The organism is Gordonia alkanivorans (genome assembly GCF_004011905.1).
GTDB lineage: Bacteria > Actinomycetota > Actinomycetes > Mycobacteriales > Mycobacteriaceae > Gordonia > Gordonia alkanivorans.
The window spans coordinates 623962-639432 of the sequence record NZ_CP027114.1 but is presented as its reverse complement, the minus strand read 5'-3'; the positions used below and the strand labels follow the sequence as shown (position 1 = coordinate 639432).

17 protein-coding genes are annotated in these 15471 nt (G+C 68.3%); 10 read left to right on the top strand and 7 right to left on the bottom strand.

The features are described from left to right. Positions 1 to 62: 62 nt before the first annotated feature. The gene (locus tag C5O27_RS03005; RefSeq protein ID WP_006358959.1) at positions 63 to 1382 is read right to left on the bottom strand and encodes a class I SAM-dependent methyltransferase; all 1320 of its coding nucleotides are present in this window, start codon (positions 1380 to 1382) and stop codon (positions 63 to 65) included. After that, positions 1379 to 2761, bottom strand: a complete 1383-nt coding sequence (locus tag C5O27_RS03000) for an FAD-binding oxidoreductase (protein WP_075863643.1) — start codon at positions 2759 to 2761, stop codon at positions 1379 to 1381. Before C5O27_RS03000 ends, C5O27_RS03005 begins: the two co-directional genes overlap by 4 nt. An 81-nt stretch (positions 2762 to 2842) precedes the next feature. Between C5O27_RS03000 and C5O27_RS02995 the strand changes: the two genes are divergently transcribed. The 8 genes from C5O27_RS02995 (at position 2843) to C5O27_RS02960 (ending at position 8670) form a co-directional block, all read left to right on the top strand. Continuing rightward, positions 2843 to 3280 carry an SRPBCC family protein gene (locus tag C5O27_RS02995; protein ID WP_006358961.1) on the top strand — a complete coding sequence of 146 codons (438 nt, stop codon included), beginning with the start codon at positions 2843 to 2845 and terminating at the stop codon, positions 3278 to 3280. 68 nt (positions 3281 to 3348) lie between these two features. Then, on the top strand, positions 3349 to 4215 hold the full coding sequence (locus C5O27_RS02990; protein ID WP_035754418.1) for a pseudouridine synthase: 867 nt from the start codon (positions 3349 to 3351) through the stop codon (positions 4213 to 4215). Positions 4216 to 4280: 65 nt separating this feature from the next. Continuing rightward, positions 4281 to 4610: a hypothetical protein gene (locus C5O27_RS02985; RefSeq protein ID WP_006358963.1), complete on the top strand. Its 330-nt coding sequence runs from the start codon at positions 4281 to 4283 to the stop codon at positions 4608 to 4610. Then, positions 4588 to 5004: a YbaB/EbfC family nucleoid-associated protein gene (locus C5O27_RS02980; protein WP_005199059.1), complete on the top strand. Its 417-nt coding sequence runs from the start codon at positions 4588 to 4590 to the stop codon at positions 5002 to 5004. The genes C5O27_RS02985 and C5O27_RS02980 overlap by 23 nt, the downstream gene beginning before the upstream one ends. 51 nt (positions 5005 to 5055) lie before the next feature. Further along, the gene (gene recR, locus C5O27_RS02975) at positions 5056 to 5667 is read left to right on the top strand and encodes a recombination mediator RecR (protein ID WP_006358965.1); all 612 of its coding nucleotides are present in this window, start codon (positions 5056 to 5058) and stop codon (positions 5665 to 5667) included. A gap of 97 nt (positions 5668 to 5764) precedes the next feature. Next, positions 5765 to 7339: an alpha/beta fold hydrolase gene (locus tag C5O27_RS02970; protein WP_051405980.1), complete on the top strand. Its 1575-nt coding sequence runs from the start codon at positions 5765 to 5767 to the stop codon at positions 7337 to 7339. After that, a complete protein-coding gene (locus C5O27_RS02965) occupies positions 7336 to 7896 on the top strand; it encodes a uridine kinase family protein (RefSeq protein ID WP_006358967.1) in 561 nt (186 codons plus the stop codon). Before C5O27_RS02970 ends, C5O27_RS02965 begins: the two co-directional genes overlap by 4 nt. 33 nt (positions 7897 to 7929) lie before the next feature. Then, positions 7930 to 8670, top strand: a complete 741-nt coding sequence (locus C5O27_RS02960) for a uracil-DNA glycosylase (RefSeq protein WP_127961870.1) — start codon at positions 7930 to 7932, stop codon at positions 8668 to 8670. A 4-nt stretch (positions 8671 to 8674) separates the two neighbouring features. On the opposite strand, the gene C5O27_RS02955 is transcribed toward C5O27_RS02960, so the two are convergent. Together C5O27_RS02955 and C5O27_RS02950 are read right to left on the bottom strand one after the other, a co-directional pair. Beyond that, positions 8675 to 9403 (bottom strand): type 1 glutamine amidotransferase, encoded by a 729-nt coding sequence (locus C5O27_RS02955; protein WP_127961869.1) that lies wholly within the window; start codon positions 9401 to 9403, stop codon positions 8675 to 8677. Further along, positions 9400 to 10701: a MurT ligase domain-containing protein gene (locus C5O27_RS02950; protein ID WP_075863644.1), complete on the bottom strand. Its 1302-nt coding sequence runs from the start codon at positions 10699 to 10701 to the stop codon at positions 9400 to 9402. Before C5O27_RS02950 ends, C5O27_RS02955 begins: the two co-directional genes overlap by 4 nt. Before the next feature lie 75 nt (positions 10702 to 10776). Here C5O27_RS02950 and C5O27_RS02945 point away from each other — a divergent pair, with 75 nt between their 5' ends. Further along, a complete protein-coding gene (locus C5O27_RS02945) occupies positions 10777 to 11871 on the top strand; it encodes an alpha/beta hydrolase (protein ID WP_127961868.1) in 1095 nt (364 codons plus the stop codon). On the opposite strand, the gene C5O27_RS02940 is transcribed toward C5O27_RS02945, so the two are convergent. From C5O27_RS02940 to trxA, 3 genes are all read right to left on the bottom strand, one after another. Further along, positions 11868 to 12845 carry an IS481 family transposase gene (locus C5O27_RS02940; protein WP_127961867.1) on the bottom strand — a complete coding sequence of 326 codons (978 nt, stop codon included), beginning with the start codon at positions 12843 to 12845 and terminating at the stop codon, positions 11868 to 11870. The genes C5O27_RS02945 and C5O27_RS02940 overlap by 4 nt on opposite strands. Positions 12846 to 12950: 105 nt before the next feature. Next, entirely contained in the window at positions 12951 to 13982 is a 1032-nt protein-coding gene (locus C5O27_RS02935; RefSeq protein WP_035754491.1) for an EamA family transporter, read from the bottom strand. Positions 13983 to 14080: 98 nt separating this feature from the next. Beyond that, positions 14081 to 14443: a thioredoxin gene (gene trxA, locus C5O27_RS02930; RefSeq protein ID WP_006358973.1), complete on the bottom strand. Its 363-nt coding sequence runs from the start codon at positions 14441 to 14443 to the stop codon at positions 14081 to 14083. Between the two features lie 101 nt (positions 14444 to 14544). Here trxA and C5O27_RS02925 point away from each other — a divergent pair, with 101 nt between their 5' ends. Continuing rightward, positions 14545 to 15429: a LysR family transcriptional regulator gene (locus C5O27_RS02925; protein ID WP_127961866.1), complete on the top strand. Its 885-nt coding sequence runs from the start codon at positions 14545 to 14547 to the stop codon at positions 15427 to 15429. Positions 15430 to 15471 lie beyond the last annotated feature (42 nt).

The window sequence follows — 15471 nt, the reverse complement described above, 5'->3', positions numbered from 1 at the left end:
CCCGGGACCTCGACGACGGGACCCCGCCGGGCATCCGACGGGGTCTCGTTGGTCGCGCAGGCTCAGGCGTTCCACCAGGGCCGCAGGGGGACCTGATGGCCGCCGCGGTCGTCGAGCTTGGTCGCCAGCACGTGATGGAGCTGGATGATGTTGCGGTCGAAGCCGATCCGGCATCCCGCCATGTACAGGCCCCACAGGCGGGCGGTGCCCTCGCCGACCTCGGCCACGGCCTCGTCCCAGTGCTCGACGAGGTTGGCGTTCCAGTCGCGCAGGGTCATCGCGTAGTGCTCGCGGAAGTTCTCCTCGTGGAGCACTTCCATGCCGCCGATGTCCTGGAGCTTGGAGATGATCTTGCCCGAGCCGGTGAGCTCCCCGTCGGGGAAGACGTAGCGGTCGATGAACGAACCCGCCTTGCTGCGGCTCGCGTTGTCGGGCCGGGTGATGCAATGGTTCAACAGCATTCCGCCCGGTCGCAGCTTGTCGCGCATGAAACCGAAGTAGGCCGGGTAGTTGCCGACGCCGATGTGCTCGGTCAGGCCGATCGACGAGACCGCGTCGAAACCGGATTCGGTGATGTCGCGGTAGTCGCTGTGACGCACCTCGGCGAAGTCCGAGAGTCCTTCGTCGACGATGGCCTTCTGGGCCCACTCCGCCTGCTCGGCCGACAGCGTCGCGCCGATCGCGTGCACCCCGCGCTTGGCGGCGTAGCGGACCATTCCGCCCCAGCCGCAACCGATGTCGAGGAGCCGGTCACCGGGCTTGAGGCGCAGCTTCTCGAAGATGAGGCGGTACTTGTTGTCCTGGGCGGTCTCGAGCGACGCGTCGTGGTCGGGGTACACCGCACACGTGTAGGTCATCGACGGGCCGAGGACCCACTCGTAGAAGGTGTTCGAGACGTCGTAGTGGTAGTGGATGACCTCGGCGTCACGAGCTTTGCTGTGGCGCAGGCCCTCCGCGAAACGGCGCCAGCGCGGTACGGCCTCCTGCGGCGGCGGGGCGATCGGCTTGAAGTGTTCGATGCCGAGCGAGCGCGCGATCTGTGCCAGGGCCAGCGGCGACGGACGGTGGAAGTCCAGATCGCTCGCGAGCGCCTTCAGCGCGGGGTACGGATCGCCGGGGTGTGCGCCGATGAGTTCGAGGTCACCGGCGATATAGGCGCGGGCCAGACCGAGATCGCCGGGCGCCGTGACGAGGTAGGTGGTGCCGCGCGGAGTCTTCAGGTTGAGGCCGTACTGGGCGTCGGCCGGGCCTGCGCTGCTGCCGTCGTACGCCGAGATCCGGATGGACAGGTTGCCGCCCAGGAGGGTCTCGAAGATCTCCGACAGGGACATCTTCCCCGAATGGGAGTCCGCACCGATCGGTGCGTCTTTGAATGTCGTCATTGGCGTTTCACCGCTTTCGCATAGAGGTCCAGAAGGCGGCCGCGGGGGTCGTACCGCTTCTTCAGGAGCCGATAACTCTCTCCGCCGTAGAGTTCGTCGAACTCTTCCGGCTCGTAGAAACTTTCCGAGTACAGCGACTTGTGGCCGTCGAGTTCGGCGACCTTGCGTTCGATGATCTTGTTGGTGTGCCCGGGATCGCCCGGGGTGACCGGCACGGCCGACCAGAAGCCGACGTTGACGTAGGCGCGTTGCGGTTCGAGCGGGTAGAGCGGCCACGGGCGCACCGGATCCGAACCCGGCAGGGCCGGTTCGCGAAGGCGCAGCGGGCACAGCCAGATCGGTTCGATCGGAATGTTGTCCAGGAACCATTCGACGTAGTCGGTGGTGTGCTCGATCGGCACCTCGATGTCCTGCACGACCCGTTCGCCCGGCGGGAGGCCCTTGCGGGCGTTGAGGCGGTCGCCGATGTCCCAGCGCTGGTCGAGTCCGATCAGCTTCCAGTAGAAGCTGCTGCGCAGGTAGCGCTTCGGCCACCAGCGGCGGATCTTCGGATTCTGTGCCCCGAACGCCCGTGAGCACCAGAACCAGTCGGTGTCCCAGCGCCAGAGGTAGTCGTGGATGGTGAGACGGTCGGTGGTCTTGTTCTGAACCGACCGGTAGTAGATGTCCATCCCGGTGTAGTCGCTGACCGGGCCTTTCTCGTCGGTCTGGCGTCCGAGCGTGAGGTAGGACTCGTGGGCGGAGAACACGACTCCGTCGAGGTAGTCGACCTGTTCGCCGTCGTAGGTCTTCTCGGTGACGATCGTCTCCATCGTCGCCTGCAGCTCGGCGATCGAGGTGAATCGCACGTGCCGCAACGCGACGTAGGGCTTCACCGGTTCGAGCTCGATGCGCAGACGGACCGAATAGCCCAGCGTGCCATAGGAGTTCGGGAAGCCGAAGAACAGGTCGGCGTGCTCGTTGGTGGGCGTCGCGGTGATGATCTCGCCGTCGCCGGTCAGGATGTCGATCTCCGACACCGACTCATGCGGCAGTCCGGAACGGAACGACGTGCTCTCGATACCCAGGCCGGTCACCGCGCCGCCGAGGGTGATCGTCTTGAGTTGCGGGACCACCAGTGGTGCCAGACCGTAGGGCAGGGTCGCCGCGACCAGGTTCTCGTAGGTGCACATCCCGGCGACGTCGGCGGTGCGGGCATCGGGATCGACCGAGATCACCCGGTCGAGTCCGGAGACGTCCAGTCCGGGATGTGGATTGGCTGCGCGCTTACGGAAGAGGTTCGACGTCTTCTTCGCAAGGCGCACGGTCGCGTTCGGGGGGATGGCACGATAGCTGGCCAGTAGGGCGGACACCCCCTGGTCAAATGCCTGTCCCCCCATCTCCAAGCCAGAGCTCACCCGGTTAGCCTAGGACTTGATCAGTTCGCCCGCCAATCGTTTCGTCCCGAGGAGTGTTCCATCGTGGGTCAGGTTTCCGCATCGCAGTCGATCGACATCACCGCCGCCCCGGACGCCGTCATCGGAGCCCTCGCCGACTACACCGAGGTGCGTCCGGCGATCCTCCCGGCCCACTACCGCGACTACAAGGTCATCAGCGGCGGCAACGGCGACGGCACCGTCGTGCACTGGATCCTGCAGGCCACCGAGAAGCGGCAGCGTGACGTCCAGGCCACCGTCAGCGTGACCCCGGACACCGTGACCGAGCGCGACGCCAACTCCACGATGGTGACGACCTACACGGTCGCCCCGTCGGGCAGCGGTTCGCGCGTCACGACCACCACCACCTGGAAGGGTGCCGGTGGCATCGGCGGCTTCTTCGAGAAGACCTTCGCGCCCAAGGGGCTCAACCGCATTCAGGCCGAGGTGCTCGGCAATCTCAAGAAGCGCCTCGAGAACTGACCCCGCGCAGGAGGGGGCGGGCGCGGCCTTCGCCGCTCCCGATCCGGGACGGCGTCGACTCGACACGGGTGGTGCTGCGGTCCGGGCCGGAATGCACCGTCGCCGAGGCACTGCTGGCGTCGCCGAGCCTCGCGGATCTCGGGATCGAGGAGTTGCACGCGCGTGCCGCGGCCGGCGAGATCGTCGACGCCGACGGGCAGCCCGTCGACCTCGACGCGCCGTCGCGGGTGAACGTCTCGCTCTACCTGTACCGCGACCTGCCCGACGAGGTCCCGATCCCGTTCGACGTCCCGGTGCTCTACCGCGACGAGAACATCGTCGTCGTGGACAAGCCGCATTTCCTGTCCACCATGCCGCGGGGTCGTCACGTGACGCAGACCGCGCTGGTACGACTCCGCCGCGAACTGGGCAGCGACACGATCTCGCCGGCCCACCGCTTGGACCGGCTCACCGCCGGTGTTCTGCTCTTCACGCTGCGGCCCGAGGTCCGGGCGGCGTATCAAGACCTGTTCGCCTCCCGGCTGGCGCGCAAGGAGTACCGCGCGCTGGCGCCGGTCGACGAGAGACTCACCGAGACCGTCACCGTGCGCGACCGGATCGAAAAAACCGCCGGTGACCTGCGGGCCCGCGTCGTCGACGGGCCGGTCAACGCCATCAGCGACGTCACCCTCGTCGAACAGACCGACCGTGGCGGCGTCTACCGGCTGGTGCCGCACACCGGACGCACGCACCAGCTGCGGCTGCACATGTCGTCCCTGGGTGTGCCCATCGTCGACGATCCGCTGTATCCCGACGTACGCCCCGAGCTCGCGGAACGGGCCGATCACGGGGACTTCTCTTCCCCGCTGCGGCTCGTCGCACACGCCCTGGAGTTCACGGACCCGCTCGACGGGACGGAGCGCCGGTTCGTGAGCCGTCGCTCGGTGGTGTCCTGAAATGCCGCCCCTGGTGGATTTCGGCGGCTGACCTCGGGGCGGGCGGCAGAAGTACCCTGGCGACCGTGACCATCCGCGCGTCGTACGAACGACACCCCGACCTGGGCTGCGAGGCCGTCGTGTTCATCGACGACGAGTCGCTGGCGTGTTTCCAGATCCAGCGAGATCTCACCGGCGGCCCCCGGGCCGACGAACACTGCGTCACCACCGGGGCGAGTGCGCCCATCTACGGCGGGATCGTCGAGTGGCGGCGGGTCGAGGACCGTTTCGAGTTCTCTCTCACACGACGAGCCGGTCATCTGTTCGGCGACGAGGTGCTGTCCTTCGAGATCAGCCCGGTCGACGAGGTGAGCGTCGACGACATCGCCGCGCATGTCGATCGATTGTTGCGCTGACCCGGGGGCTACCCTGGACGGCGTGACGCAACCATTCGATCCCAGCGCATTGTTCGGCGGCGGCCAGGGCGGCGAGAACCCGATGGCGGGTCTGCTGGCCCAGGCGCAGCAGATGCAGGAGAAGCTCCTGTCGGCACAGAACGAGATCGCCGCGGCGGAGATCGTCGGGAGCGCGGGCAACGGCCTGGTCACCGTGACCGGCAACGGCACCGGCGAGGTGACCGCGGTGTCCATCGACCCCAAGGTCGTCGACCCCGAGGATGTGGAGACCCTGCAGGATCTGCTGCTCGGCGCGCTCGCCGACCTGTCGCAGAAGCGTGAGCAGCTCACGAGCGAGAAGATGGGTCCGCTGGCCGGAGGCCTCGGCGGCGGCATCCCCGGGCTCGGCGGCTGATCGCGCCCGCCGCGCGATCCTTCCCACCACACCAGAGAACCCGGGCACGCGATGTATGAAGGACCGATCCAGGATCTGATCGACGAACTGGCCAAACAGCCGGGGCTCGGTCCCAAGGGTGCGCAGCGGATCGCCTTCCATCTGCTCGCGGGGGAGAAGTCCGACATCGACCGGCTGATCGCCGCGCTCGGACGCGTGCGCGACGACGTCGTGTTCTGCGCCGAATGCGGAAACGTGTCGGCGAACCGGCTGTGCCGGATCTGCTCGGATGCGCGACGCGATGCCACCAAGATCTGCGTCGTCGAAGAACCCAAGGATGTGCACGCGATCGAGCGGACCAAGGAGTTCACCGGTCGCTACCACGTGCTCGGCGGGGCCCTTGATCCGTTGTCGGGGATCGGGCCCGACCAACTCCGTATCCGCGAGCTGCTGCGTCGGCTCGCCAATCAGGAGGACGGCGTCGACGTCAGCGAGGTGATCGTCGCGACCGACCCCAACACCGAGGGCGAGGCCACCGCCACCTACCTGCAGCGCATGCTCAAGGATTTCCCCGGGCTGTCGGTGACGCGCCTGGCGTCGGGTCTGCCGATGGGCGGCGACCTCGAGTTCGCCGACGAACTGACCCTCGGCCGGGCCCTGTCCGGGCGCCGGATTCTCGCCTGAGGAACCGAACGCGGGCGTACCTCGTGAGCCCGGCTAAGGTCGGGGAGTGATATCGCTGAAGCGGGGGCGTCGACGAGTCCGGGTGATCGCGGCGGGGATGGCCGCTGTCGCCGTCGCCGGCCTGGCGGACACGGCACGGGTCGTGGCTCCCGCCGGGGCTGCGGTGCCCGAGCTGGAATGGACGTCATGTCCCGCCGTGCACGGCGTGCCGGCGAGCGTCCGGTGTGCCGCGGTCGAGGTCCCGCTGAATCACGCCAAGCCGAACGGGCCCACGATCGAGCTGTTGGTGAGCCGTGTTCCCGCACGCGATCGGGCGCAGCGCCGCGGTGTCCTGATGGGCAACCCGGGAGGCCCCGGCGGCGACGGGATCGCGATGTTCAGCCAGTTGCGTGTGCCGGACGAGGTGCGCGATCAGTGGGATCTCGTTGCGGTGCAGCCGCGTGGGCTGGTGTCGGGCACTCCGCTCAAGTGTGACCCGATCACCGGATCGGAGCCCGAAACCTTCACCGCCGCAGGGAAACTCAATCGAGATCGGTGCGAACGGCAAACGCCGGGTGTCGGGTCGACCCTCACCACGGAGAACACCGCACGCGACATCGAGGTGGTCCGTCGGACGCTGGGCGAGTCCGCGATCAGCCTGTACGGCATCTCCTACGGGACGTTGCTCTTCGCGACCTACGCGACGCTGTTCCCCCAGCGGGTGGATCGCATGGTCCTCGATTCCGGCTTCGATCCCGGCGTCGTGTGGAACGCACTCCTGGATACGCAGACCCCCGGTTACAAGGCCCGCGTCCACGCCATGATGGCCTGGATCGCCCGGAACGATCGCATCTACCATCTCGGTGCCACTCCGCTTGCCGTGTACCGGAAGTGGAGCAACCGTGTCAGCGCCGAGGCGGGCGTCCCGCCGTCTCTGGTCGCGCCACCGGCACGGGTCGGGGACGTTCCGCCGGGGCTTCGCGCCGTCGCCGACCAGTACATCGCCGGGACCGACCTGACCGCGGATGCGCGTGCACGGTTCGAGAACTTCGTTGCGACGCTGCTGACACCCGGTTCGGTGCAGGCGAACTCGGGACTCCTGATCCTGACGCGGGCGTTTGCGCCCGATCGGAACCTCTGGCCGGTCATCGCGATGATGACGGCCGGTACCGCCCGGAAGTTCGCCGAGCCCCCACCCACGGTTCTCGAAGCTGCGACGGTCTCACAGGACATGCAGGGGATCGTCCTGTGCAACGAGAACCAGGTGCCGGCCGACCCGTCGATGAGCCTCCCGGCGTTCATCACCGGCTACGTCACCGCCGACCCGTTCGAGGCGCCGGGATTCGTCTACCGGTCGGGGATGGCCTGTGCGGGAGCGGCTCCGGTCACCCGCCCGATCCAGATCCGGAATCGGGGCCTCGCCGTACGGCCGTTGCAGATCCAGAGCATCGGCGATCCCCAGACGCCGTACCGCGGAAGCCTGGTCATGCGGCGGCAGATGGACAGCCACCTGATCACCGTCGGCGGGGGAGACCACGGTCAGTTGGGCCGTGCGAACCGGCCGCTCGACGCCGCCATCGCCGAGTACCTGCGGACCGGGCGGACCGCGGTCACCCGTGTCCCGGAGGCGCCGATCACCGCACCACTGACCACGTTCCCGCCGGGTCTGTCCGCGGGTGTGGCGGTGCGGTGACGGCGGCCGACCGCGTCGCCCCCGAGATCGGTGCGCGGGTCGCCGAACTCGCCGGGCAGCTCGACTCGGGCATCGTCGCCATCGACGGACCGTCGGGAGCGGGCAAGTCGACGGTCGCGGATCTACTGGTCGCGCAACTGCGTGAGCGGGGCGCCGGGGTGACGCTGGTGCGCACCGACGACTTCGCCTCCTGGGACGACCCGGTCGCCTGGTGGCCCGAACTGGAAGCCGATGTGCTGCATTCCTTCGTCCGGCGATGGGACTACCGCTATCGGCCTCGGGTGTGGCGCGACGGTGTCGCGACGCCCGGGCCGCCGGTGTGGATCGAGTGGCAGCCGCTGCTGATCATCGAAGGGGTGTCGTCGGCGCGGCGTCGCATCGCCGACCGGTTGACCCACGCCCTGTGGCTCGACGGCGGAACCGAGGCCGAGCGTCTGGAGCGGGCCGTCGCACGGGACGGCGAGGGGTCGCGCGCCCACCTGCAGCAATGGCAGGAGTTCGAACGCGGCTGGTTCGCGGTCGACCGCACGCGCGAACGCTGCGTCGTACTGGACTGATCGCTCCACCGCCGCTCGCGGTTACTGTCGGATATGGGCACCCGACGGCACTTTCGTGATCCGGGATTCCGTGACCTCGCGGAGCTCGATGCGCTGCTGATCGACTGTCGCGCATGCCCGCGGCTCGTCGAGTGGCGCGAACAGGTGGCCCGTGAGAAGCGTCGGGCGTTCGCCGACCAGGAGTACTGGGGACGGCCGGTCCCGGGCATCGGACCGGCGGATGCGCGGTTGCTGATCGTGGGTCTCGCGCCGGCCGCCCACGGCGGCAATCGCACCGGCCGGATGTTCACCGGCGACCAGTCCGGTGACTTCCTGTTCTCCGCCATGTATCTCGCGGGCCTGGTGAGTCAGCCGCACTCGGTGTCGATGGACGACGGGCTGGAACTGTTCGACACCCGGATCACCGCGCCCGTGCACTGCGCTCCGCCGCAGAACAAACCGACGGTCGAGGAGCGGGACCGGTGCTCGCACTGGCTGCACGGTGAGCTCGAATTGCTCGCTCCGACGGCGCGATCCGTGATCACACTGGGCGCCTTCGGATGGCAGTCGACGCTGCGCACGTTCGGCGCGCTCGGCTGGACGGTGCCGCGGCCGGCGCCGAAGTTCGGGCACGGCGCGTCGACGATCCTGACCCGTGGCGACGCGGCCCTCGAGGTGTTCGGGTGTTATCACGTGAGTCAGCACAACACCTTCACCGGACGGCTGACCGTCGAGATGCTCGTGGACGTGCTGAAAGCCGCGGCGGAGTCCGCGGGGATCGTGCCGCGGGAGTGAGCGCCTACCGCCGCCGGCCGGCGGCGAGGCGCTCCTTACGCAACCGGCTGACCTCCGGGAGGTCGAGCGGCGCAAGCGATTCGACGCCCACCGCGGTCGCGAGTAGGTGGTCGGCGAGCTCCGGGTTGCGAGCCAGCGCCGGACCGTGCATGTAGGTGCCGAGCGCGCTGCCCTGCACGACGCCCTCGGTACCGTCGCCGACGCCGACGCCGTTGCCGACGCCGTGCTTCACACGTCCGAGCGGCTTGGCATCGGAGCCCAACGTTGTTCCGCCGCGGTGGTTCTCGAAGCCGGTGAGCGGCTGCGTGAGCGCGGCGAGCGTCGGTTCGGTGACCAGTTCGCCGATGCTGCGCTTCTCCTGCGGTGCGGTGGTCAGGTCGAACAGCGAGATGCCGTCGACCCGTTCACCGGCCGAGGTCTCGTACCAGTGGCCGAGCACCTGGATGGCCGCGCAGATCGCGAGGACCGGGCGTCCCGCCGCCGCGGCCTGCTGCAGGCCGGGGTAACGGGTCAGGTGGCGGGTGGCCAGACGCTGGGCGTAGTCCTCGGCGCCACCGAGGGTGTAGACGTCGAGGGAGTTCGGTACCGGGTCGTCGAGCGTGATGTGCACGACCTCGGCGTCGATCCCGCGCATGATGGCGCGACGCTTGAGGACGAGGGCGTTGCCGCCGTCGCCGTAGGTGCCCATGACGTCGGGCAGGACCAGCCCGATCCGCAGCGTCGACTCGCTCACTGTTCGGCCTTTCGTGCACGTGCCGCGCGTTCCATGGCGATACCCAGATCGCGGAAGGCGGTGTAGTTGGCGAGCACCTCGACGCGTCCCGGCGGACACGAGGCGATCGCCGCCATCGGGTCGGGGATGGTGGTGTGCTCGGCGCCCGCGTAGAGCAGGCGCACCGACAGGTCGGCGGCCCGCTCGCCGGCGGCGACCACCTGCATCGTCTCGAAGGCCTCGAATCGCACGTCCCACAGCCAGGAGAGGTCCTCGCCATCGGGAACCTGTCCGTTGACCGCGATGACCAGGCCATCGGCGTCCTGGTCGATCATCGACAGGGCCTCCTGCCAGCCGGCCGGGTTCTTCGCGAGAAGCGTACGGACGGAGTGGTTCCCGACCTGGTGGACGCCGTAACGACCGGCGACCTCGCCGACCGTCCCGACCGCGGCGACGGCTTTGCCCGGGTCCGCGCCCATCGCGACGGCGGCGGCCACCGCCTGCGTCGCGTTACCGCGGTTGGCCCGGCCGGGGACGGCCAGGGTCAGGGGAGCGGAGAAGCCGCCGGGGCCGTAGATGTTCTCGTCGTCGAACCACCAGTCGGGCGTGGGTCGGCGGAAGTTCTCGTCTCCGGTCGACTGCCAACCGTCGCCGGACCGCACGATCGGTTCGCCGGTGCGGGGACAGCTCACCGAGTCGCCGACCCAGCCGGCGCCCGCGGCCACCCACACCACGTCGGGCGCGTCGAAGGCGGCCGAGGTGACCAGGACGTCGTCGCAGTTCGCGACCACGGTGGTCGACGGGTGACGGGCGATGCCCTCGCGGAGCCTGCGCTCGATCAGGTTGATCTCGCCGACCCGGTCGAGCTGGTCGCGCGACAGGTTCAGCAGGACCAGCACCTCGGGATCGACCGCGTCGCTGACGTGCGGTACGTGGAGTTCGTCGACCTCCAGCGCGCACAGTGGCGCGGTGCGGCTGAGGGTGAGGGTCGCGATGATGCCGGCGTCCATGTTGGCGCCGTCGGCCTGCGTGGCGACCTCGCCGAGCTCGGCCATCGCGGCGGCGGTCATCCGGGTGGTCGTCGACTTGCCGTTGGTGCCGGTGATGATCGCGGAGCGTTTGCCGGCGGCGAGACGACGCATGATGTCGGGATCGATCTTGGCGGCGACGAGGCCGCCGATCATCGAACCCTTGCCGCGGCCCGCGGTGCGCGATGCCCAGCGAGCCGCTGCGGCCGCGGCCAGCGCGACCGAGGTGCGGGCGGGCACACGGGTGCTCGGGCGAGATGCGGATCCGGCAGACGATGGACGGTCGGGCATGGCCACGAGTGTTCCACAGGGCGGATGCCCGGGTTGCTCGTGCCGACAGGCGACCAGCAAGTAGGCTCGGCGACTGTGAGCCGCGACACTTATCTCCGCCTGTCCCTGCCCGCACGAATCCAACGTGGCGTGCTACTCGCCGCGGCGAGGATTCCCGACGCCGCGATGGCGGTTCTCGGCCGGCGTGCGCCCGTCAACTCCGATGGTGAGCGGGTGGCACCGGAATTCGTCGCGGTCGGCTGGTCCACCGAGCACGTCCCGGGGTCGAATCCGTTCGCGGGTGAGGTCCACCAGTCGCGCGCCAGTACGGATGAGCTCGGCGCCGCGATGGCCGAGAAACTGCCGCCGATGGCCGTCGAGGAAGACCTGGTCATCGACGGTCCGGCCGGTCCGATCCCGGCCACGCGCTACCGCTCGTCGACCGAGTCGGACGGGCTCGTCGTCTACTTCCACGGCGGTGGGTTCGTCACCGGCAGCCGGATCAGCCACGACACCTTCGTGCGTCGGCTCGCGCACGGCACCGGACTCGACGTGCTGTCGGTCGAGTACCGGCTCGCACCCGAGAATCCGTTCCCTGCCGGAGTCGACGACGCCGTCGCGGCCTGGCATTTCGCCGTGGACACGGCACCGCGGTGGGGTCTCGATCCCGCGCGGATCGTCGTCTCCGGGGACAGCGCGGGCGGAAACCTCGCGACCGTGGTCTCCCGACTCGTCCGCGACGAGCCGGTCACACCGGTCTTCCAGCTGCTCATCTACCCGGTCACCGACGCCACCGCGGAGACCCCCTCGCGTCGTGAGTTCGCGAACGGGTACTTCCTGACCCTGGACGGAATCCACTGGTTCAACGACCGCTACGTGCCGGATGTCGCACAACGCAAGGACCCGCGTTGTTCGCCGCTGCTCGCCGACGACCTCAGCGGCCTTCCGCCGGCACACGTCATCGTCGCCGGGTTCGACCCACTCCGCGACGAGGGCCTCGCCTACGCGAGGAAGCTGGAGGAGGCGGGTGTACCCGTGACGCTGCGCCGAGAGGGATCGCTGATCCACGGCTTCATCAACATGACCCTGATCAGCTCCGGCGCCCGCGCGGCGGTGGACCGGATGTGCGCCGAGGTCCGGCGAGCCCTCGACGAGGCGCCCCGCGCTGACCAGGGGTCGATTGCCGGCTAGCTGTAAGACCCGGGCAGGTTGTGAACGTGTAGGCGTTCGATCGGGGTGAGTCCGCCGATGCCGGTGTGGGCTCGGTGGTGATTGTAGTGGTGTAGCCAGTCGTCGTAGGTGGCTGCGCGGGCGGTTTCTGAGCTGTAGAACTCGGCGTAGGCCCATTCCGAGGCCAGGGTGCGGTTGAATCGTTCGACCTTGCCGTTGGTTTGCGGGCGGTAGGGACGGGTCTTCTTGTGCTTGATCTCGGCGCCGAGGGATTCTGCGAAAACCTTTGAGCGGTAACAGGCGCCGTTGTCGGTCATCACTCGTCTCACAGTGATCCCATGTTGGCTGAAGAAGGCGTTGGCGCGGTCCCAGAACTGCGCGGCGGTCTCTTTGCGTTCGTCGGTGAGGATCTCGGAGTATGCCAGCCGGGAATGGTCATCGACGGCGTGGTGCAGATATGCGTACCCCGGGCGGTGTTTCTTGTTGTGCCGGTTGCCGATCGTGCGCCCGAGTTTGCGGTGGCCGCCGCCTTCGGGGATGCGGCCGAGTTTCTTGATGTCGATGTGGATCAGGTCGCCGGGAGCGTCGTGTTCGTAGCGTCGTGGCGGTGTCCGGCGTACCGGAAGCCCGGTGGCCTGGTCGAGGTGACGCAACAGCGGCATCCGATACCGGCGCAACACCGCCTCGACGGTCGATTTTGCTAGCCGCAGGTGCGCAGCGATTCGTGCAGCGCCCCAGCGACGCAGGAACCGCAACTTGATGATTCGACGTTCCCGGCGCACAGGGAGCTGATGGGGTGACCGGTAGGGGCGGCTGGACCGATCTGCCATGCCGGCCTCACCGGTCTGCCGGTAGCGGTCGGCCCACTTCTTGGCCGTGGCCGGTGAGCAGTTGAACCGTTCGGCGGCCCGTCGTAGAGGCCAGTTCTTATCGACGACGCACTGAGCCAGGGCCAGACGGCCACGTTCGGTGAGGAAGGCATTACGGTGGGTCATGAGGGCCTCTTGGTGATCGGCGTGTGTGTGGTAACCACATCGATACCGGAGGCCCTCACCTGTTGACCGGCACCACGCCGTTCACAACCTCCCCAAGAGTTACAGCTAGCGGTCGCGGGCTGCAGTCGCCGCGCACGCCAGGTCGACGTCGGCCGCCGAGTCCGTGTTCGTGGTCGCCGTGCTCGTGGTGGCTGTAGTCGTGGTCGGCGGCTTCGTGGATGCGGCCTCGGCCGCAACCCGCTGACGTCTGCGCGACCGCGGCCGGGCCATCACGCCGACCGCGCAGCCGCCGACGACGATCACCGCACCGACGATCTCACCGACGGTCGGGACCTCGCCGAGGAAGGCGAACGACGCGCTGATCCCCACGACGGGCACCAGCAGCGACATCGGCGACACCCGGCTCGCGTCGTTGCGGCTCAGGAGCACAGTCCACAGGCCCGCGCCGACGAGGGTTCCCAGGGCGGCCAGGTACACGAGTCCGCCGAGGGCGCGCAGGCCGGTCTCCGTGCCGATCGTCATCAGCGCGTCGAAGCCGGCGGACGGTCCCTCGATGATCAGGCTCGCCAGGTAGAGCGGCGGAGTCGCGACGACGGCCATCCACATGGTCATGCGGAAGGAGTCGTCGGGCTGGGCGAGACGGCCACCGATGTTGCCGATCGCCCAGCTGAGGCCACCGAGGATGGTGAGGCCGATCGGGAGGAGCGCGGCCACGCCGATGTCGCTGCCGGTCGCGCGGTCGACGGCGATCAGGCCCATGCCGCCGACTGCGACGATCAGGCCCACCACCTGTGCGACCGTCATCCGTTCACGCAGGAACAGCACGCCGAGAACCACGGTGAAGGGCGCCGACGTCTGCAACACCAGCGAGGCCAGTCCGGCCGGCATCCCCAGGCTCATCGCCAGGAACAGGAACATGAACTGCACGGTCCCGAACCCCGCCACGTAGACGAGGAACCACTTGAGGCGGACCTTGGGAAAACGCACGAACAGGATGACCGGGATCGCCATGACGGCGAAGCGCAGCGCTGCCAGAAAGAACGGCGGGAAGTGTTCGAGACTGAAGTGGATCGCGACGAAGTTCAGTCCCCACAAGAACACGACGCAGAGGGCGAGCAACCGGTCACGAGTGGACATGACCACCATCGTCCGAGGCGGCGCGATGAAGGACAATCGAATTTAAGCGGAAGGATTGTTCAGATCATCTGAACAATCCGTCCCACGTGCATCGTGGGTCACTGCTGTGCTGCGGCGACCTTCGCCCGGACGTCGTCCATGTCGAGAGCCTCGACCGCGCCGATGAGCTCCTCGAGCTGTGCGGCGGGGAGCGCTCCGGGCTGGTTGAACACGAGGATGCCGTCACGGAAGGCCATCAGCGTCGGAATCGACTGGATGCCGAGGCTACCGGCGAGCTGCTGCTCGGCCTCGGTGTCGATCTTGCCGAAGAAGATGTCGGTGTGGGACTCGGAGGCCTTCTCGAACACGGGGCCGAACATGCGGCACGGGCCGCACCAGCTCGCCCAGAAGTCGAGAAGCACGATGCCGTCGGCCTCGATGGTGGGTTGAAAGGTTTCCAGGGTCACGTCTTGTGTTGCCATGATCGGCACAACCGATTCGGGGGCGGAGACATTCCTTGTCGGCGGCTCGGCTCACCTCGCACCTGAGCAGGACCCGACCGGTTTGTCGGTACCTTTGGCCCATGGAGGTCCGCCGACTGCGATTGCTGCGTGAGTTCGCCGATCGTGAGTCGATCGGTGCGGTCGCCGACGCGATGCACATGACGCCGTCGGCGGTGTCACAGCAACTGAAGGTCCTCGCCGACGAGGCCGGCGTCCCGCTGTTCGAACCCGACGGTCGGCGCATCCGGCTGACCGAGGCGGGCCGCGCGCTGGTCTTGCGCGCCGACGAGGTGATCGCCGCCGTCGAACGGGCCCAGGAGGAGATGGCGTCATATCGGTCGGGCCGGGCCCGCGTACGGCTCGCGATGTTCCCGTCGGGTTCGACACTGTTGCTGCCGACCGTCCTCGATCGCGCCGCCGAATCCGGGATCGAGGTGCACGCTTTCCACCTCGACGTCGGATATCCGGATGCGGCACCTGCTCTCGCCGACTTCGACGTCGTCGTGACGCACCGGGACGAGCGGACACCTGCGGTCAACCAGTCGCGCGTGTGGGTTGCCGAGCTGATGCGCGAGCCGGTCGACGTGATCGTCCCCGCCGACAGTCCGCTCGCCGACGCCGACGAGGTCGCGGTGTCCGAGCTCGCCGAACACGATTGGATCAGCGTCGAGGGCGGATTCCCGGTCGACGATGTGCTGCAGTCGATCTCGGCGGTGACCGGGGTCGCGCCCCGGGTCACCCAACGCATGCTGGACTTCACCACCATCGAGGCGCTCGTCGCCGGCGGTCACGGGATCGCACTGATGCCGCGGTTTGCCGTCCGTCATCCGGAGGTGAAACGTCTGGAACTCAAAGGGGTTCGGGCGGCCCGGGTGTACGAGGCGTTGGCGCGGCCACGGTCCCGATCGGCGGTCCAGCAGGTCGTCGAACACCTGACGGCTGCGGGCGCCGAACACGGTCAGTGAACGAAAAAGGCCGGTGGGTCACGCATTCCGCGTGAGCCACCG